This window comes from Aquimarina mycalae, from assembly GCF_029906345.1.
In the GTDB taxonomy this organism is placed as follows: domain Bacteria; phylum Bacteroidota; class Bacteroidia; order Flavobacteriales; family Flavobacteriaceae; genus Aquimarina.
In genome coordinates this window covers 290021-313432 of record NZ_JARYGY010000007.1, presented here as the reverse complement: position 1 = coordinate 313432, position 23412 = coordinate 290021, and the positions used below count along the sequence as shown (strand labels likewise).

Below are 23412 nucleotides of genomic sequence, written 5' to 3'. Positions count from 1 at the left end.
TTGTGCTAACTACAAATATAGCAAAATCATTGAATAGAGTATCTTATTGTTTTGCAACTACTTGATAGGTCTCTCTTGTAATTTGTTTCAGTAAAATATCTTTATCGTTCTCCAAAACCTGTATGGCTTCATCAGTAAAATGACGCACTGTATATAAGGAAACATTTTTATTATACGTAACCCTAAATCTGGCCTTTAATTCTTTCAAAAGGTTCTCAAAATTGTTGAATTTATCGTCTAAACATACAGAAAAACTTATTGCAGAATTTTGAATAAGATCTACTTTTAGCTGATATACATGAAAAAGATTAAAAATCTCACTAATATTATCTTCAACAATAAAAGAGAAATCTAAAGAAGAGAGAGACAATAACAATTGATTTCTCTTAACGATATAACAAGGCATATGCGGCACTAATCCTTGTCCTTTTTTAACAGAAGTACCATCATCTTCAGGATTTAAAAAAGATTTCACATACAAAGGAATTTCCTTTCTTTGTAATGGTTGCAATGTTTTAGGGTGAATTACTGAAGCTCCATAGAAAGCCAATTCTATTGCTTCTTCATAGGAGATTTGGGAAAGAAGTTCTGTGTTCTGAAAAACTCTTGGATCTCCATTAAGGACTCCAGGCACATCTTTCCATATAGTTACACTAGCAGCATTTGTACAATATGCAAAAATCCCCGCAGTATAATCACTTCCTTCACGACCAAGTGTAGTAGTAAAATTATTTGTATTTGATGCGATAAATCCTTGCGTGATAGTTAATCCTTTTTTATCAACTTTTTCAGCAATATTTTGCTGAGTGATTTCCCAATCAACAGTGGCATCGCGATATACATCATCCGTTTTTATTACATCTCTAACATCCAACCATTGATTACCATAGCCTTCTTCAGACAAATATTCACTCACTATTGTTGTAGAAATTAATTCTCCGTAACAAACTATTTGATCATATATATAATCATATTGTGTAGATTTATTTCTTGCAAGTGTTGTTTGCATATCAGAAATAAACGAATTGATCTTTTCAAAAATTGGATGTTGTTTATTTTCAAAAAGCTCATCTATAATTTCATTATGATATTTCTTTATAAAATCAACCGAATTGTTTAATTCTGAATTATTTTTTAGATAGTGGTCTACTACTATTTCTAGAGCATTCGTAGTTTTACCCATTGCAGAAACAATGATTATGATATTAGAATTACCTACTTTACGCAATACATTGATCACGTTTTTTACTCCTTTAGCATCTTTTACCGACGCTCCTCCAAACTTAAAAACTCTCATCAAATAAATAATTTCATAATCAATTCTAGGAAAACCTATTTAATTTTTTGACACAAAGGTATTCAACCCTTCCTCGTCCATTTGTACAACTTGCCAACCTTCCAGAATCTTAGCGCCGCTTCTTAGGTAAAAGTCTACTGCTGGTTTGTTCCAATCCAAAACATTCCATTCTACCCTTTTTACTCCCTTTTCCTTACCGTACTGCATGACTCTTTTATATAATGCCATTCCGATACCAGTGCCTCTCATCGATTCTCTAACAATTAAATCTTCGAGATGTACGGTTCGCCCCTTCCAAGTAGAAAATCTGAAGTATACCAATGCAATTCCAACGATTTCCTCTTTTGTTTCTGCAACAAAACAATGAAACAGAGGCCGTTCTCCAAAACCATTTTTCACCAGCTCTTCTGTAGTAACTTCTACAGCATCTGGCTCGTTTTCAAAAATTGCTAGTTCTTCTATAAGTGATAGAACCTGTGGCATATCATTGGCCACTGCATCTCTAATTAAATAGTCCATAGATCTAAAGTTTATCAAAACTATAAAATATGTATTAGAATACAGACAATTTTCTAATGTTATACTTCTCTTGTTTATGTTTTTATAAATCTTAAAAAAGTTTAACAATTTAGAGTTATGAAAACGTTGTAGTTATCTAAAAAATAATACTTTTGCACAAAATCAACATTACCAAGATGGCGAGAAAAAACCAAACTTTAGGAGAGTTTATTATTGAAAATCAACAAGATTTTCCATTTGCTAGCGGAGAGCTTTCTAGATTAATCAATTCTATTCGTTTAGCAGCAAAAATGGTAAACCATGAAGTAAATAAGGCCGGTTTGGTTGATATTACAGGAGCTATTGGTGAGACTAACATCCAAGGAGAAGATCAACAAAAACTAGATGTTCTTGCTAATGAAACGTTTATCAATACACTAACTAACAGAGAAATTGTATGTGGTATCGCTTCCGAGGAAAATGATGATTTCATTACAATAAAAGGTCAGAAAAGCGATCATAGAAATAATTATGTTGTTCTTATGGATCCGTTGGATGGTAGTTCCAATATCGATGTAAACGTTTCAGTGGGAACCATTTTTTCTATTTATCGCAGAGTTACCCCAACAGGAACACCTGTAACTATAGAAGACTTTTTACAACCTGGTAATTTACAAGTTGCTGCTGGTTATATTATTTATGGGACCTCTACAATGTTAGTATACACTACAGGTCATGGTGTGAACGGTTTTACATTAAACCCTGCTTTAGGAACGTATTATTTATCACATCCTAATATGAGATTTCCTGATGATGGTAACATTTATTCAGTTAATGAAGGAAACTATATTCATTTTCCTCAAGGGATCAAGGATTATATAAAATACTGTCAGGAAGAAAAAGAAGATCGTCCTTATACTTCCAGATATATTGGTTCATTAGTTAGTGATATACATCGTAATATGATTAAAGGCGGGATATATATGTATCCTAGTACTTCTAAGTCTCCTAACGGAAAACTTCGTTTATTATACGAATGTAATCCTATGGCTTTTATTGCAGAACAAGCTGGAGGATTTGCCAGTGATGGATTCAGGCGAATTTTAGAAATAAAACCTACAGAACTGCATGAACGAACTCCGTTTATTTGCGGTAGCAAAAATATGGTTGAAAAAGTAGAGGAATTTATGAAATCTTCTGAAGCGTAAAATAATTGTTCAGTTGTAGAAATCGATGCTCTTTTTATCTTATGAGTTTATTTTTAATGATCTATAGACGTCTGAATTTCCAAAAAATCACCCTTAAATTGATTAAATAATTTTAATTTTTAGTATTCTTGTAAGAGAAAAAACAAAATTATAAGAGTTTCCCCTACATACCCATTTTTTAAACTCTAAGGCAAATAAACGTATCACATTTATAGTAAAAGTGGCTTACATATAACATTATGAGTCAATGACTCCTATTTTTAATGTTTTTATATTAAATTTACCTGTAGCTCATAAAACAACAATATAAATCAACCAAAATGGCCAAAGAAAATAAAGCTGTTGAAGAACCAGTAGTAAACGATCCATCCTCAAAAATAGAAGCAATAAAAAATCTGATTTTTGGAGAAAACATTGCTGCTTATAATTCTGAATTCGAAACAGTAAAAAAAGATATTTCTTCTAAAAAAAGAGAGCTGGAAGATTTTATAGACGATACTCGTAAAGAATTAAATCAAGCAATCGATAACCTTAGTACTGATATAAACATTAGAATCACAGAATTAGAAGATAATCTGGCGGATAAAGTAGAAATGCTGGATTCTAAAAAAGTAGATAGAAAGACATTAGGTGATCTTTTGATTGCTATGGGTGAAAAAATTAATAAAAAGTAATCCAATCTATCCAAAAACATGGAAGAGCAGGATAAACTCAAAATTCTTAAAGAACTTCTTCTCACTGAAGAAAAGGAGTATGCAGATTCCATTGCTAGAAAAGTAGATGAGTTAAGTAAAATTGTTCACCAAAAACAAGAACTTTCTCACAAGGTTGATCCTATTATAGATGATAAATTGGATGAATTTGTTCAAGAAATCCCAAAAACTCTTGGACCAACAATTACAGAAGCCCTAAAGGAAGAAATTAAGAATTCACAAGATGCAGTTGTAGAAGCATTATTTCCTATTATCGGTAAGATGATAAAGAAATATATTGCTCATGAAATGAAACTTTTAAGTGAAAACATTAACAAAAAAACCAAACAAGCATTTTCTTTTAGAAATTGGTTTAAAAGAACCAAAGCCAGAGCACAAGGAATTAGCGATGGCGATCTGGCCATATCAGAATATGCCAAACCCAGGTTAATCCAAATGTTTGTGGTTGAAAAAGATTCTGGATTACTCATAACAGATTATAGTCCATTAGGAGAAGGTACTGTAGATAAAGATATGGTTGCAGGTATGCTAACAGCCATTAAGAGTTTTGTAGAAGATGCTTTTCAGGGAGGAAATCAAAATCTGGAAGCCATAGAATATGAATTGTATACAATTCATATCCAAAATTTTTATTCGTATTATATTGCCGCTGTTATTTCTGGAGCATATAATATGATGTTTAAGGAAGTATTAGAAGATCAAATTATTGATTTTGCTCAACATCATATTTCCAAACGAGATATAGAAAATAGTGAGCTTTTTACCAAAAAATTAAAAAAACATTTTGAAGATGAAATTGTCTAAAAAAGTAGTGCTTTTAGGACACTTTGGTGTTGGAAAAACGTCGTTATTCAGACGTTTTATCGACAACGAATTTTCTGAAGATTATAAAGTTACACTTGGTGTTCAGATTAAAAAGAAAGTAGTTGAAATGCCTGACGGCAGAGAACTCTCAATGATTATTTGGGATACAGAAGGTCACGCAGATATTGAAGATACTAGAAAATCATATCTATTAGGATCTAATGCGTTTATTTACGTATTTGATCTAACCAGAATTGACACTTACCAAAATTTGGATCAAGATTTAGCATACCTTTCTAAAAACCACCCAAAAGTAAATATCAAGGTTATTGGTAATAAATTGGATAAGGTTAACGAAAAGGACACTATAAAAAAACTTAAGGAGCAAAATATCAATTTTGATTGCCTAACTAGTGCTAAAACTAATAAAAACGTGCAAGATTTCTTCTTAGATCTTGCTAAGGAATTAACCACCTAGTGTTATGGCTCACCAAGAAGACAAATTACTATTTAGTCAAAAAACACAACGTATCGTAGTTAATCTCGATGGAATTATTCAGGAAACTGATTCTAATATATTCAAGTGGAACCTTCAATCCTCAATCTATGATGCCCATCCTTTTTTTGAAATTATAAAGGGATTTATCGAGGTTTTTGAAAAAGATGAAACTACTTATAATTTCCCTTGTATCCATCTAGATGATGGAGCACTTGAAAAAATTTGTGACGTTACAATAAAATTAAACGCTCAAGAAATTACAATCATTTTATTTGATTATACTTCAAAATATTATGAGCTTAATAAAATTGCCCAGCAAAAAAATGAATCTATCCTTAAAACAAAAGAATTAGAGCTCAAAAACAAGTTTCTGATTGAAAAGGAAAAATTCAAAAACAGTTTTATTGCAAATATTAATCATGAAATTAGAACACCTTTAACCAGTATTTTAGGATTTGTCGAAATACTTGAGAAAACTAATTTAAGTTTTGAACAGGAAGAATTGGCTAGAATTATCAAGAGGCAAAGTCTCCATTTAAATGAGTTGATTGGAGATATGGTCGATATTGCTAAGATTGAATCTGGTAAAATAAAAATTGTGGATGAACGATTTTTATTTGTAAATCTTATGGAAGGTTTTAAAGAAACCTACACTAAGTTAGCAGAGGAAAAAGGATTACAATTTGAAACTTATATTGATCCTAATATACAGGAATACATCATTGGAGATAGAACTCGAGTATACCAAATTTTAAATAACATACTTAATAACGCTTTTAAATTTACAGAGCAAGGTATCGTTCGTCTTTCTGTAACCAAAAATTACCAACGAACTAACAAGCTTAGTATAAGTTTTAAGATCGAAGATACTGGTTTTGGTATTCAAGAAGAAAATCTAGCAACTATATTTAATAGATTTACTCGATTTAATGAAGATAAACAGATCTCAGGAACCGGACTTGGCTTAGCTATTGTAAAAGACTTAGTTGACTTGCTTAACGGAGAAATAAAAGTAACCAGTCAACCCGAAAAAGGAACTGTCTTTGATATCAAACTGCCTTTTAAATTTGATGTCACAAAATCTACTCCTCAAAAAAGAAAGAAAAAATACAACCTTCCAGATACTAAAAAGAAGTTTAGGGTATTGGTAGTAGAGGATGAAGAAGCAACTCAGTTTTTGATTATGAAAGTACTGATAAGTCATGGTAGTTTCTTTGTCGATGTAGCAATTAATGGTGAAGAAGCAATCAGTTACTTAGAACGAAGGAACTATGATTTAGTGCTTATGGATTTAAAACTATCAAAGGTAGATGGATATCAAGCTACTCATATGATCAGGAATAATTATGGAGATAAGGTAATTTCTGAAGTTCCGATTATTGGGTTTACTGCAAAAGCAACAGAAGTTGAACGAGACAAATGTTTACGATCAGGAATGGATGACTTTATAGCTAAACCATTTGAACAAGAAGATCTTATTTACAAAATAGTAAAACAAATAGCCAAAAAAGCCGCTTCATAAAAGCGGCTTTTTTTATATTAATCGAAATCAATAATCTATAATTTATCGATTCATATTTTTTATTTCTTCAACAAAAGTATCACTATCCACACCTTTGCGAACCAATTTAAGTGCTTTGTCGATAACATATTTTACATTATCTGGACTAAATCCAAGACCAACACCCAACTTCTCAAGAATCACTAACTCAGCATTACCTTCTATATGATCTACGTATACCATTCTAGATAAATCATATAAACGCTCTAATCTTCTATCATAACTTGTAGGAGGATTAATAGGATGTGATTGATAATTCTTAAGGATTTCTTTATAATGTTCTTCAGAAATATCTAAATTACGAGCCAACCTATCTAAAAAGGCCTTCTCTCCATCAGTAATTACTCCATCGCTCATCGCCACTTTTACGATTGCTGCAAAGTGATCCTGGTTTCTTTTCTGAAACCCACTATCAAATAAATCAGATATTGACATGTATTCTTTTATTTTATTTGCCGCAAATATAAGTAAACTAAAATCCTTTTGAAATTTAAAATCAGGGTTTTTTAGGATCCCTTTTTACGTCCTCAAAATGGAGGATTCTTAATATCTTCACAAACTCTTTTTCAATCTATTTAGATAAAGTAATTTTAGTTTCAAAATAAAGTTTTATGCAAAATCAAAAACATCTTTTTGACCTTTCTGAAAATATTACTTACCTAAATGGAGCCTATATGTCTCCGCAACTGCAATCAGTAACTAAAATTGGAATAGAATCTGTTACTAGAAAAGGTAAACCCAACGAAATATTACCAGAAGATTTCTTTAATCAAAAAGAAGTTCTAAAACAGCGTTTTGCCACCTTAATTGAAGCCTCTGATTATCAAAATACTGCAATTATCCCGTCTGTATCTTATGGTATTGCTAACGCCGCTAATAATATCACTATCACAAAAGGAGATGAAATCTTACTTGTAGACGAACAATTCCCGAGTAATGTTTATATCTGGCAAGAGGTTGCCAAGAAAAATGATGCGATCATCAAAGTTATTAAACCTCCCGTCGAATTACCGAACAGAGGAAAGCTATGGAACGAAAATATTCTAAACGCAATTACTAAAAAAACGGCTGTTGTAGCGATGCCGCAAGTGCATTGGGCAGATGGAACTTTATTTAACCTTAAAGCCATTAGAGAAAAAACCAAAGAGGTACAAGCTATGCTCGTTATTGATGGAACCCAAAGTGTGGGTGCTTTCCCTTTTTCAATAACAGAAATTGAGCCCGATGCGCTTATCTGTGGAGGATACAAATGGCTTCTTGGTCCATATTCAATAGGAATGGCCTATTACAGTGATGCGTTTAATAACGGAACTCCTATAGAACATAATTGGATGAATCGATATAATAGTGAAGATTTTTCTGGTCTCACAACATATGAAGATCGATATCAAGAAAAAGCAGCGCGATACTCAGTTGGAGAATCTAGCAACTTTGTACTAACTCCAATGATGATCAGAGCCATAGAGCAATTGATTACATGGCAACCTGAAAACATTCAGAAATACTGTTCAACCATCTCACAAAATGCTATTAAAAAACTTAGGGAGTTAGATTGTTTTATTGAAGATGACAACTACAGAGCACATCATCTTTTTGGAATTTATCTTCCTGAGCATCTAAATTTAGAAAAGTTAAAAACCAAGCTCAAAGATGAGCAAATTTTTGTTTCATTTAGAGGAAATGCGATGCGCGTTTCTTGTAATGTTTATAATACTTCAATTGATTTCGAGAAATTAATAGCTCAATTCTCTTAATTAATCACATACTCCTTTTGGATACAATTAGATAGCTGTTATATTTGCCCTTAAAATCTTTGTTACGTGAGTAAAACAGTAATCACGCAAACTTTTGCACAGTCTCTGCAATTACAGAAACTAGGGAAAGCTATTGCCCAATCTGAAACAAAAACGCATCTTCAGGGACTTGTTGGATCTTCATTATCCTTTGTGATCGAAGATGCCTTTAACCAAGCAGAAAAACCATTTTTATGTGTTTTTAATGATAAAGAAGAGGCGGCTTATTACCTCAATGACCTAGAGCAATTATTGGGCGATAAAAATGTTCTTTTTTATCCTGGTAGTTATCGTAGACCTTATCAGATCGAAGAAACCGATAATGCAAATGTTTTATTACGTGCCGAAGTATTGAATCGAATCAATTCTAGAAAAAAACCAGCACTGATTATAACCTATCCAGATGCTTTATTCGAGAAAGTAGTTACCAGAAAAGAGCTTGAAAAAAATACTCTAAAAATTACAATTGGTGACACTTTATCATTGGATTTTGTAAATGAAGTACTGTTCGAATATCATTTCCAAAGAGTTGATTTTGTAACCGAACCAGGAGAATTTTCTGTAAGAGGTGGTATTGTAGATGTTTTTTCTTTTAGCAATGATGAACCATATCGTGTAGAGTTTTTTGGAGATGAAGTGGATAGCATCAGAACTTTTGATGTAGAAACTCAATTGTCTACTGATCAAATTAAAAAGATTGCTATTATCCCTAATGTAGAAAACAAAGCAATGCAGGAAACACGAGAAAGTTTCCTAAAATATATTCATGCAAAAACTGTAGTTTTTGCCAAAGACATTGATTTACTATCTGCAAGAATTGATAAAAATTTTGAAAAAGCCAAAGAGGCTTTTAAAACACTTTCTGAAGATATTAAACACGGAACGCCAGAAGAGCTTTTTGCCAATTCAGCATTGATAAAAAAGCAACTTCTGGATTTTACCTTAGTAGAAATTGGCAATCGACCACTGACCAAAGCTGATTATGCAATTAAATTTGACACTAAACCTCAACCTTCTTTTAATAAACAATTTGATTTACTCATTAAAAACCTCAATGAAAACTATGCAAATGGGTATAAAAATTACATCTTTTGCGTAAGTGAACAGCAAGCTAAACGTTTTCATGATATTTTTGATGATGCGGATCTTGATGTAAAACAATATGAAACCATTGTTTTTTCAGCATTTCAAGGATTTATTGATCATGATCGTAATATCGTATGCTATACGGATCATCAAATTTTTGAACGATACCATAAATTCAATTTAAAAAGTGGGTATGCTAAAAAACAAGCCATTACCCTTAAAGAACTTACGAATCTAGAAGTTGGGGATTATGTGACACATATCGATCATGGAATTGGTAAATTCGGTGGATTACAAAAAATAGACGTTGAAGGCAAAAAACAAGAGGCCATTAAATTAATTTATGGAGAAAGAGATGTTCTTTATCTAAGTATTCATTCACTACATAAAATTTCTAAATTTAATGGTAAAGATGGAAAACCACCTCAGATATACAAACTAGGTTCGAAGGCGTGGAAAACATTAAAGCAAAAAACCAAAGCAAGAGTAAAGCATATTGCTTTTAATCTCATTCAATTATATGCAAAACGAAAGCTACAAAAAGGATTTCAATACAATCCTGATAGCTATTTACAACATGAATTAGAAGCTTCTTTTATTTATGAAGACACACCAGATCAAAGTACTGCTACAGAAGCTGTAAAAGCTGATATGGAAAGTGAAAGACCGATGGATCGATTAATCTGTGGTGATGTTGGTTTTGGTAAAACCGAAGTAGCCATTAGAGCAGCTTTTAAAGCTGTAGATAACGGAAAACAAGTTGCAGTACTTGTTCCAACTACAATTCTGGCTTTTCAACATGCAAAAACGTTTAGAGAACGATTGAAGGATTTCCCTGTAGTTGTGGATTATGTAAACCGTTTCAGAACTGCAAAACAAAAAAGAGAAACCCTTGAAGATTTAGCTTCAGGTAAAGTTGATATTATTATAGGAACACATCAATTAGTCAACAAAAATGTAAAGTTCAAAGATTTGGGGTTACTGGTTATTGATGAAGAACAAAAATTTGGAGTTTCTGTAAAAGATAAACTAAAAACTATCAAAGAAAACGTAGATACATTAACGTTAACAGCTACTCCAATCCCAAGAACATTGCAATTTAGTTTAATGGCAGCACGAGATTTATCTACCATCACTACTCCTCCACCAAATCGATATCCAATTGAAACCAATGTAATTCGATTCAGTGAAGAAACTATTAGAGATGCGGTAAGCTATGAAATTCAGCGAGGTGGACAGATTTTCTTTATTCATAACCGAATAGAGAATATTAAAGAAGTTGCAGGAATGGTACAAAGACTTGTTCCTGATGCTAAGATTGGTATTGGTCATGGACAGATGGAAGGTAAAAAGTTAGAAAGTCTTATGCTTTCTTTTATGAATGGCGAGTTTGACGTGCTTATTTCTACAACTATTGTAGAAAGTGGATTGGATGTACCCAATGCCAATACAATTTTTATTAATAATGCTAACAACTTCGGGCTTTCTGATCTACATCAAATGCGCGGTCGAGTTGGTAGAAGTAATAAAAAAGCTTTCTGTTATTTTATTACTCCTCCTTATTCTGCAATGACAGAAGATGCCAGAAAACGGATTACCGCCCTAGAACAGTTTTCTGAACTTGGTAGTGGATTTAATATTGCAATGAAAGATTTAGAAATTCGTGGAGCTGGTGATTTATTAGGTGGTGAACAGAGTGGTTTTATCAATGAAATTGGTTTTGATACCTATCAAAAAATACTGAATGAAGCAATCGAAGAACTAAAGGAAAATGAGTTTGCAACATTATATGAAGATGAGAAAAAAGAAAAGGTGTATTTAAAAGATACTCAAATTGATACTGATTTTGAGTTATTATTTCCAGACAGTTATATCAATAATATTACAGAACGTCTTAATCTATATACTGAACTCAATACGATTAAAGAAGAAGATGGATTACAAGCTTATGAAAAAAGGTTAATGGATCGTTTTGGTGAATTACCAGATCAAGCTGTCGATCTTATGAATTCTGTTAGAATAAAATGGATTGCAACATCTATTGGTCTTGAAAAGATCATAATGAAACAGCATAAATTAATAGGATATTTTATAAGTGATCAACAATCCAGCTTTTATCAAAGTCCTGCTTTCACTAAGGTCTTGCAATTCGTGCAGCAAAATCCAGGTACTTGTAAAATGAAAGAAAAAAACACAAGAAATGGATTGAGATTACTATTAACCTTCGAAAATATTGATTCAGTAAACAAGGCAATGAAAGCTTTAGAACCTTTTCGTTTTTTATCTACTAACAAGCAACATAGCGAATGAAAAAATATTTTTATTTAATTATTTATTTCTTTCCTGCTGTACTCGCTTTATTTTTTGAAATTATATTTCAGGAATTCAGCATTAGCAGAGTATATAACTTAATTGAAAATTTAATCTTCTACACGCTTATATTACTAATACTTGGTCTTTTCAGAAGTAGTAAAACAAAAGAAATACTTCTTTTGTTAGCATATATTATTCTTGGAATATTCGTCTGGTTTGAGAGTGTATTTTATTATCTATATAGTGTTAATTTTAATGCCTCTGCTGTATACATTTTGTTTGAAACAAATCAAATTGAAACCTCTGAGTATATAGCCGCATATTTAGATAAAATCATTGTGAGCTTTTCTTTGTTAATTTCGGTTACCATATTATTTTGCTATATCAAAACTAAAGAAACCGTCAATGATTACAATTTTCTACCTAAATTTAGTACAACTCGTAGACTAGGGAGTTTCTTTGGTATTTTACTAGTGTCACTAGTATTCTTAAAACTCACCAAATTAATTATTTATAATGTTCCCTATCGTCTTATAAAAGCAACGGTTCAATATCAACAAGAAACCAAAAAATTTGATCATTTTAAACTGAATACTCAAAATGGTTCTTTTACCAACGTACAAAGAAATCAAATTGCCGAAGAGGAAACATATATCTTTGTTATCGGAGAATCGACTACAAAAAACAAAATGAGTCTATATGGGTATGAAAAAGATACCAATCCAAGACTGAATAAAATTAAAAACGAGCTTTTTGTCTTCCAGAACGTAATAAGTCCACATACCGCTACAATAGAATCTCTAACTAAAACGCTAACACTCCTTAATTATGAAAATGAAGTTGATACTAGTAATGGTAGTATAATCCAACTTATGAATGCAGCAGGTTTTAAAACCTATTGGATCTCAAATCAAAGACCTGTTGGATTCCATGAAAACTTAATTACCAAAATTTCCTCTGCTGCTGATTATAGTACGTTTATAAATATTGCTATAGATACAGATACTACACCTTTTGACGAAGAACTAATTATTCCTTTTCAAAAAATTTTGAATGATAGCATTTCTAAAAAAGCAATTTTCATTCATCTTGCTGGAACCCATGTAAGTTATGATAAACGATATCCTAAAGAATTCAATCATTTTAAAAATAATAACAGTGCTAAGGAACAAATAATTGCTCAATACGATAATGCGGTATTGTACAATGATTTTATACTAAGAGAAATAATAGAAAAAATACGTGTTAAGAATATTGCTTCATGTGTTTTATATTTTTCAGATCATGGGGAAGAAGTATATCAGGATAATGACTTTTTCGGTCACTCTGAAGATAATCCTACGAAACCTATGTATGAAATACCGTTTCTTTTATGGACTTCTCCCAAGTATCAAGAACGTAAAAACTTAAAACTTGATCTCTCATACCCATATATGAACGATGATCTAATTCATTCAATTTCTGATCTAATTAACATCTCTTTTGATCGTTTCGAAAAGAGAAGAAGTATTTTCAATTCAGAATTTACTGAAAGACCTAGGGTAATTCAAAAAAATAAAAAATTCGAGAAAATCTTTAATAACAAACAGAATAATTAATTGTTATTCGTTATTGTTAATTTTAATTCTTGCTTTAATGAATAAAATTATTCTTTTTCCAAACAAAGCAATTAGTAGGCTTATTATAGAAAATAAAATTGCATAAACTATTTTAATAGTTTCCGAAGCCTCTTGACTATATTGGGCAAATGGTTGTCGTAAAAAGCCATGAAAAGCAAATACATATAGACTTATTTCACCAAGTGTTATTATATTTCTTCTAATAGCATTATGAATATAGTTCTCCAACCAAATTAAACTCCGAACAAGAAAAAAAGAAATACTTATAAAGGTTAACGGAAATAAAAACTCTATAAAATTACCCAAAACAAAAAGGGCTATAGAAAGAAGTATTAAAAAATATTTTTTTCTATAGAATTCTGGTTTAAAAGCCAATACCATTCCTAAAACAAATTCTGGTAAATGACCTAGAAATAAAAAAAGAATATTTAAATCATATTTTAGTAATAAGGGTTGAAGAAAAACAAATATTAAATAAAATAAGATTAGGAAAATTATTCCATGTACATACTTCATTTTTTTCTCCTTCAAAAGGAAAAAGAATAAAGGAAAAACAGCATATAATTGAACGATAAGAGAGAAAAACCACCATGGTCCATTAATATTAAGTGCTTTGTTTGGAAGAAAATTATTCACGAAAGAAAGATTAAAAAGCAAATCACGCATCTCGTAAACATTTAAAACCCTAGAATCTCTTAATAAAAAGGTTATTATTAAAAAAATAATTGATAGCACGTATACTGGATATAATTTACTAACTCGATTAATCATAAAAGGAACTAGTTTAATTTTTTCATTATTCTGAAGATATTTCATGCTTAAGCCATAACCGCTCAATACAATAAATATTTGCACTCCATAATGGCCAAAATAACTAAAGGCAATATTGAAAAAAGCAGAAGGTGAATTAAATAAAGTAGTACCTAACTTATACACCCTTGTAGCATCCCAATCAAATTCATTCTCGCCAATAAATGGAGGCAGTAAATGAAAAAAATTATGAAACATTATTAATAAGATGCCTATCCCTTTTAAAAAATTAGTTTGATCTATTGTTAGTTTCATTTTGTAAATATTGAAGTAAAAAACAAATTCTCCAACCTTTTTCTAAATCTATTCAAAATGAAAAAGATAAGTATTCTGATTATTTTCATGAATTCTATTGTCCATTTTAACTCAAAATAATGAATCTGTAGATAATCTTTCTTCTTGTTAAGGTTTGCTAAATGATTAAGTAATTAGAGAAACAATTAAAGTCTCACTTCTATAAATTTAAGAGATAATTTATAGGGAAAAAATAGCTAAAAAACTTAATCCCCACACCTTAAATTTCAGATAATTTTTATAGCTTAGCATAACTTACTCCCACCATATCTCAAGTACATAATTGAGCTTAAACGATAGACGTTTATGGTTTCTCTAAAGTGAACTTCGCAATCACAATTTTGAAATTCACATAGGAGAACTATTGTATGTTTTATTCTAAATAATATATGCATTCCGATATGTATGTGTAATTATTAAAGGTCGTAACAGCATAAAATTAGTAGCTAATAACCAATCCTATGAAAAAACCTTTTGATCGTATCATTACCGTAATGTTTGAAAATCAATACAGAAGCTATGTAATGCAAAATCCTTTTTTAAAGAAATTAGCAAAAGTAGGAGCAGAAATGTCCAATTATTTTGGTGCATTTCATCCATCTCAAACTAATTACATAGCTTCATTGGCAGGCGAAATCTGCAATGTCACCAATGACACACCTCCTTCGACTCCCTTAATGCAACAAACACTAGTAGATGTATTAGAAGCCAAAAATATATCCTGGAAAGCCTATATGGAAGCTTATCCAGGTGAACCTTGGAAAAAAGAATGGTCAAAATCTACATATCCTGAAAAAGAACAACCAATCAATCAATATCCACCAAAAGGAGCCAAACAATTGTCTCGATATTATCGTAAGCATAATGCTTTTGCTTCTTTTCATACAATTCAAAAAAAAGAAAGAAGATGGAATAAGATTGTAAGCGATATTGATTTTTGGAAGGATGTATCCAATCAATCTCTACCTGAATACAGTTGGTTCACTCCTGATATATGGAACGATGGACATTATCTATATAATACTCATATTGATACCGATCCACGTACACAATTAGTACCTCAACTATCTGCCTGGTTAGAACACGTGTTTCTAGGCAATATTGCTACCACTGATATCCAGGAAGGAACTTCAACAGGATTAGATTCTTTGGGTTTAAATCTAGACATAGATCTTCTCCTAACTGATCCAAAAAAAGCATGGGCAGCATCTAATGTACCTAAAGGAACATTGATCGTTATTACTTTTGATGAGGCCGATTTTAATGCGGTTGGATATGACACCAATTATGATGGCCCTAATCAAATATACACAGTACTTCTAGGAGATATGATTACACCAGGAACTGTAATATCTACTCCTTACAATCACTACAACCTCATACGTACAGTACAAGAGAATTTTCAGTTAGAATCATTATATAAGAATGATTATGGTGCGAATTGGTTTCGTTTTCTTTGGGGAGAATCTTTTAAATGGAATCCACCTACTGCCACTGATTTCCCTACTGGAAACGCATTAGCAATTACACAAGGAACAACTGGCTTACATATGATGTTTTCTAATAGTAATGGTGAACTATTTGATAGTTTTTTTACCTCATCTGGCTGGAGTCAGCCTAATCCTTTAGAAATAACAACAAAAGGAACAATAGCATTGACTACTATAGATAATATTACTGTATTGATTCATACAGGAATCGATGGCGAAATCTTATCAAACTGCTATAACTACTCTAAAAAGAAATGGTCAAAGACGGAATCATTACAACAAAAAACATCAGGAGGTTTTGCGATTACTACCTATTATGATATGGTAGATGCTACTCATAAATTGATGCTATGTTGGGTTTCGTCTGATGGGTTTATACAATCTATGCAAGGAAATGCAAATGGTTTTTCTAATAGCGTTATTTCCGTAAATCAGTTAACAGATGGTCCCATGACATTAGGACAACTAGGTGCATCTCTTTTTTTAGTCTATAAAGAGAGAAATACCCGTTATATGCGAATGACTTCTTATAACGTAGGAGCATTCAATGCATTTGACGCTGTAGATTTTCAAGGCAATCCAGCACCAGAAAACAATACTTCGTTACATCAATGGTCTGTTACAGATTATCCCGTTGGAAATTTTTCAAAAAAAATGGCTAGTTTGGGAAATAAATACCAAAATATTGGGCAAATGACCATGGCAACGGTATCTGGAGAAATACATTTAGTACACGGAGGAGGTTATGCAGATATAACAAATGCTTATACCGAAGTTTTTGGTCTCACAGGAATTTATTCGGCGACAAATGAACTTTCAAATGGATATGGAACATTAGATCAAGCTGGATGGACAAAGGAAGAGTCTATGAATGATGTTAATATCGTTCCAGATAATCCTATTTCAATCTGTGGAGATGGAAAAACAGTAACATTGGTTTGGGCAGATTCAAAAAGTAAAACAATTCAATATCGACAAGGTGGATATCGTACTTGCTCTAAATAAGATCCTGTTGTTATAGGTTAACACTATATCTTTTTTTGGTATTTTTAGGTAGTATTTCAACATACAATAGATGAAAAACCTAGTTTTTATAGTACTGTCAATATTCAATTCGATTGTTTTATTAGCTCAAAACAATGGATATGTCGACAATCATTCTTCTAAGATTTATTATGAAACTTTTGGAGAAGGAGACCCGCTACTTATCATAAATGGTGGTCCAGGAATGAATAGTAGAGGTTTTAGAGCGATTGCAACATTACTTTCTAAAAATCATCAAACCATTATTTACGATCAAAGAGGAACTGGGGATTCAAGTTTAAAATCCGTTTCTAGTGAAACCATTACAATGGATTTGATGATAGAGGATATAGAAAAATTAAGGAAATATTTACGATTAGAAAATTGGACAGTAATGGGACATTCTTTCGGAGGTATTCTCGCCTCCTATTATACATCAAAACATCCAAATAGAATTAATAAATTAATCCTCTCTGCTTCTGGCGGTTTAGATTTAGAATTACTTAACTATGTAGGACAAAATATAGCAGATAAACTCTCCAAAGAAGAAACTAAAAACCTTCAGAAATGGACACAAAAAATTAATCAGGGAGACACTACTTATACCGCTCGTTTACAAAGAGGAAAAGCATTAGCTCCTGCATACGTAGTTGACAAAACACATGTTCCTACCATTGCAGAACGATTAACACAAGGAAACAGCACTATCAATATGTTGGTTTTTCAAAACTTGCGTAGTATTAAGTATGACTGCACTGAAGTTCTAAAATCATTTCAAAAGCCAGTTCTTATTATTCAAGGAAAACAAGATATTATCGATCAAAAAACAGCTATAAAAGCACATCAAATATTTCCTAATTCTACATTAGTACTATTAGATGAATGCGGACATTATGGTTGGTTAGATAAAAAAGAAGAATATTTATCTGAAATCTATACATTTTTAAATAAGTAACGATTCTTGTAAAACCATTACTATTACTGGTTTGTCGGGCAAATGTCGGGTTAAATACAAACTAAAAAATTTGAGAACTTAATTCTGAAAACTAATATTGCTGAACAAAATGAAAACAAGTAAAATCATGAAACAGCCAGAACTAGGACAGAAAATTTCTGAAATCAGAAAATCGAAAGGACTCACGCAAGAAGAGCTGGTAGAACAATGTAATATCAGTGTAAGAACGATACAACGAATTGAAGCAGGAGAAGTAATGCCAAGAAGCTATACTATAAAAACAATTCTATCTGTTCTAGATTATGATCTCGAAAAAATTTCCACAGAAGAACCTAAAATTACAAAAGAATTCAAAAAGTTATTCCTGCTCGAAATAGATGATGAAAAAGAAGCTGGTTTTTTAACAAGACAACTCAATATAGCCTGGATTAGTGGCATTATATATTTTCTACTTGGTTTTGTTGAAATTGTTGCAGATTATTACAGATATGAGGAAGATCAAATGATTATAAATCAATTTGCATATGTTTTCCTAAAAATAACATTACTAGTTGCAATAGTGCTTTTTACGCGTGGATTTGTGCTTACAGGAAAAATTTTCAACAACTACTTACTTAAAATCACAGCATTCATGTTTATATTCGTTACTATACTATTTTATAGTTTTGACATCATATCTCTATATGTTGGTGACTTTGATTATCGTATCATAATTGGAGCTGAATCTATGACCTATGGAATTATAGGAATCTTGTTCGGAATATCAGTTTTTAGACTTCAGAATGCTTTGGGAACCATTGCAACAGTCACTGCGGTTTTCGAAATTATAACCTATGCATTCTTGACCACTATCCTTCTTTCGATTGTTGGTCTAGTATTTCTTACCCCAACCATTTTATTAGAAATTATTCTTCTCTTTAAGGTTTGTGAAATGATCAAAGCTAAAGAAAAAACACTATTGACCTCTTAGTCTAAACTTTATTTAATGCTCTAAAAATATCATTGAGTTAATACTCAATGACTAGGAATCCTTTGTCTAATTTTAAAAAATTAATACATGAAAAATCACATTATTTACACCTACATCACATTACTGATTTGTTCATCGGTAATTGCCCAAGAAAAAAACCATAAAGTTGTTTTTATGGAAGAATACTTTAATGAATACATTACCGCAGCCAAAGCAAATAATGAAAACCTAAAAGATCTTTATCTTGAAAAAGTAAGAACACCTATTTTTAATAAATTCTTTATGAAAAGTGAATATGCTCCTTTTGTATATGAAGATTTAGCCAGGCCATCATTAGACATTTCTTATCTTCAAAAAACGTTGGAAGGAATTACATCTAATAAAAAACAAATTGAAAAGAAGATTTTAAAAGCATTGGAAAAATCCAACAAGTTGCTTAAAAATGATGGAATCACAGTATATGTTTTACCACCTAGTTCTGAGTTACAAATGATGAGTGAGGATATGAACGGCGTTTTCGGATTTACAGCTGGAAGCAAACAAATTCTAATTAATATTGACACCACAGTTAATGGTTGGGAAGAAACGCTATCTTATGCAATTGCGCATGAATATAACCATACGTATTGGACTAAAGAAAACCTAGCTGGTATAACAAAATGGACACTTCTGGATTATTTAGTTTTTGAGGGAAGAGGAGATTATTTCGCGAAATTATTATATCCTAAGGTTGAAACAAAATGGACTGAAGCATTAACAAAGGAAAAAAAACAAGCATTATGGAAAAATCTACAACCTCATCTAGATAGTCAGGATTTTGCTTTTCAGGCTGAAGTTATTTTTGGTTCTGATAGGTTTCCAATGTGGGGCGGTTATAGTTTGGGTTATGATATTGTACATAGTGGATTATCAAAAGACACATCTATCAAACCTGAGCTTTGGATTAATTATAGTTCTGAAAAAATACTAGGATCAAGTCATTATCATAACGAATAGTAACAAAAAAGATCGGAGTATTAATTGCTCCGATCTTTTTATTATTTGAATTAGCCTTTCAAATTATATATTAATACTAAACAGGTCCACCTACTGGTCTGCAAATACATCCTGCGCAAACATATGGATAATCACAATCATCTCCAGAATGGCAAAAAGAATTTAATCCTCCTCCTCCATTGATAGATTGTTGTTGATCTTTGTTAAGTGGTTGTACTCCTTGATGATTTAAAATTGTTTGTAACATACTATTAGGTTTTAAGATTAATTTTTTAAACTATCAAAGTACAAATAAAAGAGGAAAATTCCCCGTTAAATGAAATTAATATTTTAATTTAATCTTTCTTACTGCTCCTGTTCCACCAAACTCAGATATATAAAGAGACTTTGTATACTTATCCGAGGTAATACCATTTGGTCCATTAAAAGAAGCTTCTAATAATGTTCCATCAGCAGAAACTGCATTACCATTTCCTGCAAATACTTCTACTTCTCCATTTAGAGATACTTTAAAGATTTTATTCACTGCAATTCCTGTGGCAAAAACTGTATTACCTACTACCGTAATGTATCCGATTCCAAAACCATTTACCACAACATCTGGTATATTTGCTACTAAAGAGACATTTCCATTTTTATCAATGGTCAAAATATCGGCGGTGCTAAAATTTCCGACAATTAAATTTCCTTTACGATCAAAATCGATTCCCACTCCACCTGCTAATCTTGGATCAGTGGCATACACCGTTACTTCTCCTTCTTGGGTAATCTTATGCACTGTAGGTGACAAAAAATTAGAAACATATACATTATTATGCTTGTCTAATGCTAATCCTGATGGCCAACCATCTATTACAGCTAACACAGTTCTCGTTCCATCAGGAGCTACTTTTAGCACCTCTCCTGTTACTGTATTATTTGCATTATTAACATAGAAATTACCTTGATGATCAATTACATTTCCTAAAGGCCCTGATAGATTAGATAAAAATGTTGTTACATCTCCATTCCGTGATACTTTAAAAACTCTGGTTCCATTTCCTCCAGTATTCACAAATTGTCCATATTCTGAGACGTAAACATTTCCTTGTTTATCTACAGTAATTGCATCATTCCCAGCAAAATCTGACACTAACGTCTCTACTTCTAAGTCTGGATCCAACCCATCTCCATAACAGGAAATTAATACTGCAGAAACCCCTAGTAATGTAAAAAGTGTAATCACTTTAATTCTTGCATTCTTAATAAATTTTTTCATTTGTATGATTTTTAAAGTTTTCCGAAAAGTATATTCAGAATGCTAAAAAATCGACGTTTTGGATAAATTCGAACTTATTTTAAAGGGATCTCTAAGCTACTTTTTCCCTTTTTATATAATTACTGGGTGTTTCCTTCATTTCCAACTTAAAAGCTTTATTAAAAGTCGATTTTGAATTAAATCCAACTTCCATAGAAATGGCAAGAATCGTATGTTGCAGATGTGCTCCTTGCGCTACTTTTTGTAAAAACTCTTTGATTCTATAATGGTTTACATAGTCGTAAAAACTGCTCTTTACAATGTTATTCAGAAACCAGGAAATATTATGAGTAGAAGTATCTAATTTTTCTGAAAGTTCACGAAGTGTAAGATCTGATTTTAAGAATATTTTTTCTTTTTCCATCAAATGTTTCAGTTGATTTCCAATAGAAAAAATCTCACTTTCGGGTAAACGTTTTATCTTCTGCTTTTCATTAGATAATGGAATCCTGAAAAGCTCTGGTTCCTTTAGACTATAATAACCTACCACGAATATAAAAACCGAAATTCCTACCCAAAGCCAATCATAGCCTATTGGATATAATGAGTGATCAAAGAATTTAGCAGAGATAAAGCTAATCACCCAAAGACCTAGAAAAATCCCTACGGATACATAAAAGTATTTTAGAAAGGTAACTAAATTTTGGCTAAAAGAAACATTCTGTTTTTCTGCTCGAACGTACTTTTGTAACAGCTTCACATTTAAAAACCAGTATACTAGGTTCGAAACAATCCCTGCTCCTTCAATAATAATAAAATGTATATTAAAATCTCCATCCGTTACTTTTTTTGCAAACATTTCAGAACTGAAAGATGCTATATAAACAAAGAAAAACAAATGAAGTACTAAAGGAATATAATGAAACCAGGGAAGTTCGTAGTTCTTAACTTCATACAAGGTCAATCTTCTAATATATATATTGCATAGCGGTCCAAAGATAAAAATCACTGAATCAATAAGAATGGTATATAGAAATAAAGAAATCGTTAGGTACTTTAAAAAGATCATTCTCCCTATTAACATTAATACCGAAATCAGAAGAATAATACTAAGTATTTTATTTGCTGGTTTGTTTTTATTCTGAATCACCTGAATTGTGATTGCTAAAAAAATTCCCTGACTTATTCCCAGAAATAAAATAAGGTCTATAAATTCGAAAGAAAGCATAGAATGATATTGAGTTAATTCGTAAAGCTAGTTTAAAATAGTGCTTTTTTCGACCGAATGGATATACTAATACTTTTTATTTGCTTTTTTAGATTAGATATTTCATCGATGTTTAATATATACATCTGGTGTATTACTCTGGCGAAGTAATTTTAATTCTATATCAGATAACAGCTTATTATTAAATGTCCCTAAGCATTCCAAAAACTGTTCTTCGGTCCTGACACCCATTACAGATGATGTAACTGCGGGTTGTGCTAGTACAAATCCAATAGAAGTTTGACACATAGTTCTTTGTTTAGCAGAAATCGCTTTCACTGTGTGGAGTGTTTTTGACACTTCGGATTTAGAATAATTTAAATAATCCGTTTCAGGTTTACCAGCTAGTAATCCTTTGGCTATAGCTCCTCTTGTTAGAACGCCTATATTATTATTTTTTAGTAACTCTAAACAAGATTCTTCTGGTCTCCTATCCAAAAGACTATATTGCATCATTACACTTGAAATATTAGATCGTTTTATAAACTCTCTAATCACATTAGGCCGTATAGATGAAATCCCATAATATCTTATTTTTCCTTCTTTTTTTAAGATTTCAAAAGCGTCTATAGTTTCATCCATAGGATCATCAATGGTTCCGCCGTGTAATTGATATAGGTCGATATAATCTGTTTGTAATCTGCTTAAACTCTTCTCAACCGATTGTATAATATATTTCTTACTCGGGTTCCAATCCCAACCTTTTCCATCTTGTCGAGGTTGATTTCCTACTTTGGTACCTAAAACTACTTTATCACGGACGGCTTTAACAGCTTGACCAAGCATTATTTCATTTTGACCATTTTGATATATATCCGCTGTATCAAAATAATTGATTCCTTTGTCGATAGCTATTTGTATAAGATTTCGATTCGTATTGGAATTGTCTTTTAAAGACATACACCCAAAGGATATTTCACTAATTTTTAATTCAGAATTACCAAGTTGACGATACTTCATATATACAAGCTAATTTAAT

Annotated in this window: 20 protein-coding genes; 12 read left to right on the top strand and 8 right to left on the bottom strand. The window is 31.5% G+C overall.

Features of this window, described 5'->3' with window-relative positions; all coding sequences use genetic code 11:
- Positions 1–43: 43 nt before the first annotated feature.
- A complete protein-coding gene (locus QBK95_RS17815) occupies positions 44–1297 on the bottom strand; it encodes an aspartate kinase (RefSeq protein WP_280935907.1) in 1254 nt (417 codons plus the stop codon).
- 39 nt (positions 1298–1336) lie between these two features.
- Complete coding sequence (locus tag QBK95_RS17810) at positions 1337–1816, bottom strand: GNAT family N-acetyltransferase (protein WP_280935906.1); 480 nt, start codon at positions 1814–1816, stop codon at positions 1337–1339.
- A 176-nt stretch (positions 1817–1992) separates the two neighbouring features.
- Between QBK95_RS17810 and fbp the strand changes: the two genes are divergently transcribed.
- The 5 genes from fbp to QBK95_RS17785 all read left to right on the top strand — a co-directional run bounded on the left by fbp (position 1993) and on the right by QBK95_RS17785 (position 6541).
- Positions 1993–3003 carry a class 1 fructose-bisphosphatase gene (gene fbp / locus QBK95_RS17805; protein WP_280935905.1) on the top strand — a complete coding sequence of 337 codons (1011 nt, stop codon included), beginning with the start codon at positions 1993–1995 and terminating at the stop codon, positions 3001–3003.
- Between the two features lie 320 nt (positions 3004–3323).
- The gene (locus tag QBK95_RS17800) at positions 3324–3677 is read left to right on the top strand and encodes a fructose 1,6-bisphosphatase (RefSeq protein WP_280935904.1); all 354 of its coding nucleotides are present in this window, start codon (positions 3324–3326) and stop codon (positions 3675–3677) included.
- Positions 3678–3695: 18 nt separating this feature from the next.
- Complete coding sequence (locus QBK95_RS17795) at positions 3696–4520, top strand: cell envelope biogenesis protein OmpA (RefSeq protein ID WP_280935903.1); 825 nt, start codon at positions 3696–3698, stop codon at positions 4518–4520.
- Positions 4507–4998, top strand: a complete 492-nt coding sequence (locus QBK95_RS17790; protein WP_280935902.1) for a Rab family GTPase — start codon at positions 4507–4509, stop codon at positions 4996–4998. Before QBK95_RS17795 ends, QBK95_RS17790 begins: the two co-directional genes overlap by 14 nt.
- A gap of 4 nt (positions 4999–5002) precedes the next feature.
- Positions 5003–6541: an ATP-binding response regulator gene (locus QBK95_RS17785; RefSeq protein ID WP_280935901.1), complete on the top strand. Its 1539-nt coding sequence runs from the start codon at positions 5003–5005 to the stop codon at positions 6539–6541.
- 42 nt (positions 6542–6583) lie between these two features.
- On the opposite strand, the gene QBK95_RS17780 is transcribed toward QBK95_RS17785, so the two are convergent.
- On the bottom strand, positions 6584–7015 hold the full coding sequence (locus tag QBK95_RS17780) for a tellurite resistance TerB family protein (RefSeq protein ID WP_280935900.1): 432 nt from the start codon (positions 7013–7015) through the stop codon (positions 6584–6586).
- A 176-nt stretch (positions 7016–7191) separates the two neighbouring features.
- Here QBK95_RS17780 and QBK95_RS17775 point away from each other — a divergent pair, with 176 nt between their 5' ends.
- The 3 genes from QBK95_RS17775 to QBK95_RS17765 all read left to right on the top strand — a co-directional run bounded on the left by QBK95_RS17775 (position 7192) and on the right by QBK95_RS17765 (position 13370).
- Positions 7192–8334: an aminotransferase class V-fold PLP-dependent enzyme gene (locus tag QBK95_RS17775; RefSeq protein ID WP_280935899.1), complete on the top strand. Its 1143-nt coding sequence runs from the start codon at positions 7192–7194 to the stop codon at positions 8332–8334.
- Positions 8335–8400: 66 nt separating this feature from the next.
- Positions 8401–11769, top strand: a complete 3369-nt coding sequence (gene mfd / locus QBK95_RS17770) for a transcription-repair coupling factor (RefSeq protein WP_280935898.1) — start codon at positions 8401–8403, stop codon at positions 11767–11769.
- Entirely contained in the window at positions 11766–13370 is a 1605-nt protein-coding gene (locus QBK95_RS17765; RefSeq protein WP_280935897.1) for a sulfatase-like hydrolase/transferase, read from the top strand. Before mfd ends, QBK95_RS17765 begins: the two co-directional genes overlap by 4 nt.
- A gap of 3 nt (positions 13371–13373) precedes the next feature.
- On the opposite strand, the gene QBK95_RS17760 is transcribed toward QBK95_RS17765, so the two are convergent.
- On the bottom strand, positions 13374–14456 hold the full coding sequence (locus tag QBK95_RS17760) for an acyltransferase family protein (protein WP_280935896.1): 1083 nt from the start codon (positions 14454–14456) through the stop codon (positions 13374–13376).
- Positions 14457–14956: 500 nt separating this feature from the next.
- Here QBK95_RS17760 and QBK95_RS17755 point away from each other — a divergent pair, with 500 nt between their 5' ends.
- The 4 genes from QBK95_RS17755 (at position 14957) to QBK95_RS17740 (ending at position 19929) form a co-directional block, all read left to right on the top strand.
- Positions 14957–16990 (top strand): alkaline phosphatase family protein, encoded by a 2034-nt coding sequence (locus tag QBK95_RS17755; protein ID WP_280935895.1) that lies wholly within the window; start codon positions 14957–14959, stop codon positions 16988–16990.
- Between the two features lie 70 nt (positions 16991–17060).
- On the top strand, positions 17061–17963 hold the full coding sequence (locus tag QBK95_RS17750; protein WP_280935894.1) for an alpha/beta fold hydrolase: 903 nt from the start codon (positions 17061–17063) through the stop codon (positions 17961–17963).
- 109 nt (positions 17964–18072) lie between these two features.
- Positions 18073–18933, top strand: coding sequence for a helix-turn-helix domain-containing protein (locus QBK95_RS17745; protein ID WP_280935893.1), 861 nt, complete (start codon positions 18073–18075; stop codon positions 18931–18933).
- Between the two features lie 87 nt (positions 18934–19020).
- Positions 19021–19929, top strand: coding sequence for a DUF2268 domain-containing putative Zn-dependent protease (locus QBK95_RS17740; RefSeq protein WP_280935892.1), 909 nt, complete (start codon positions 19021–19023; stop codon positions 19927–19929).
- Between the two features lie 76 nt (positions 19930–20005).
- On the opposite strand, the gene QBK95_RS17735 is transcribed toward QBK95_RS17740, so the two are convergent.
- The 4 genes from QBK95_RS17735 to QBK95_RS17720 all read right to left on the bottom strand — a co-directional run bounded on the left by QBK95_RS17735 (position 20006) and on the right by QBK95_RS17720 (position 23393).
- Positions 20006–20176: a hypothetical protein gene (locus tag QBK95_RS17735; RefSeq protein WP_280935891.1), complete on the bottom strand. Its 171-nt coding sequence runs from the start codon at positions 20174–20176 to the stop codon at positions 20006–20008.
- A 75-nt stretch (positions 20177–20251) separates the two neighbouring features.
- Positions 20252–21187: an NHL repeat-containing protein gene (locus tag QBK95_RS17730; RefSeq protein ID WP_280935890.1), complete on the bottom strand. Its 936-nt coding sequence runs from the start codon at positions 21185–21187 to the stop codon at positions 20252–20254.
- 91 nt (positions 21188–21278) lie between these two features.
- A complete protein-coding gene (locus QBK95_RS17725; RefSeq protein ID WP_280935889.1) occupies positions 21279–22394 on the bottom strand; it encodes a helix-turn-helix domain-containing protein in 1116 nt (371 codons plus the stop codon).
- Between the two features lie 102 nt (positions 22395–22496).
- Positions 22497–23393 carry an aldo/keto reductase gene (locus tag QBK95_RS17720; RefSeq protein ID WP_280935888.1) on the bottom strand — a complete coding sequence of 299 codons (897 nt, stop codon included), beginning with the start codon at positions 23391–23393 and terminating at the stop codon, positions 22497–22499.
- Positions 23394–23412 lie beyond the last annotated feature (19 nt).

Coding starts and splice junctions, on each gene's coding strand:
- QBK95_RS17815 (WP_280935907.1), bottom strand. CDS start 1,297: ATGAGAGTTTTTAAGTTTGGAGGAGCGTCGGTAAAAGATGCTAAAGGA.
- QBK95_RS17810 (WP_280935906.1), bottom strand. CDS start 1,816: ATGGACTATTTAATTAGAGATGCAGTGGCCAATGATATGCCACAGGTT.
- fbp (WP_280935905.1), top strand. CDS start 1,993: ATGGCGAGAAAAAACCAAACTTTAGGAGAGTTTATTATTGAAAATCAA.
- QBK95_RS17800 (WP_280935904.1), top strand. CDS start 3,324: ATGGCCAAAGAAAATAAAGCTGTTGAAGAACCAGTAGTAAACGATCCA.
- QBK95_RS17795 (WP_280935903.1), top strand. CDS start 3,696: ATGGAAGAGCAGGATAAACTCAAAATTCTTAAAGAACTTCTTCTCACT.
- QBK95_RS17790 (WP_280935902.1), top strand. CDS start 4,507: ATGAAATTGTCTAAAAAAGTAGTGCTTTTAGGACACTTTGGTGTTGGA.
- QBK95_RS17785 (WP_280935901.1), top strand. CDS start 5,003: ATGGCTCACCAAGAAGACAAATTACTATTTAGTCAAAAAACACAACGT.
- QBK95_RS17780 (WP_280935900.1), bottom strand. CDS start 7,015: ATGTCAATATCTGATTTATTTGATAGTGGGTTTCAGAAAAGAAACCAG.
- QBK95_RS17775 (WP_280935899.1), top strand. CDS start 7,192: ATGCAAAATCAAAAACATCTTTTTGACCTTTCTGAAAATATTACTTAC.
- QBK95_RS17765 (WP_280935897.1), top strand. CDS start 11,766: ATGAAAAAATATTTTTATTTAATTATTTATTTCTTTCCTGCTGTACTC.
- QBK95_RS17760 (WP_280935896.1), bottom strand. CDS start 14,456: ATGAAACTAACAATAGATCAAACTAATTTTTTAAAAGGGATAGGCATC.
- QBK95_RS17755 (WP_280935895.1), top strand. CDS start 14,957: ATGAAAAAACCTTTTGATCGTATCATTACCGTAATGTTTGAAAATCAA.
- QBK95_RS17750 (WP_280935894.1), top strand. CDS start 17,061: ATGAAAAACCTAGTTTTTATAGTACTGTCAATATTCAATTCGATTGTT.
- QBK95_RS17745 (WP_280935893.1), top strand. CDS start 18,073: ATGAAAACAAGTAAAATCATGAAACAGCCAGAACTAGGACAGAAAATT.
- QBK95_RS17740 (WP_280935892.1), top strand. CDS start 19,021: ATGAAAAATCACATTATTTACACCTACATCACATTACTGATTTGTTCA.
- QBK95_RS17735 (WP_280935891.1), bottom strand. CDS start 20,176: ATGTTACAAACAATTTTAAATCATCAAGGAGTACAACCACTTAACAAA.
- QBK95_RS17730 (WP_280935890.1), bottom strand. CDS start 21,187: ATGAAAAAATTTATTAAGAATGCAAGAATTAAAGTGATTACACTTTTT.
- QBK95_RS17725 (WP_280935889.1), bottom strand. CDS start 22,394: ATGCTTTCTTTCGAATTTATAGACCTTATTTTATTTCTGGGAATAAGT.
- QBK95_RS17720 (WP_280935888.1), bottom strand. CDS start 23,393: ATGAAGTATCGTCAACTTGGTAATTCTGAATTAAAAATTAGTGAAATA.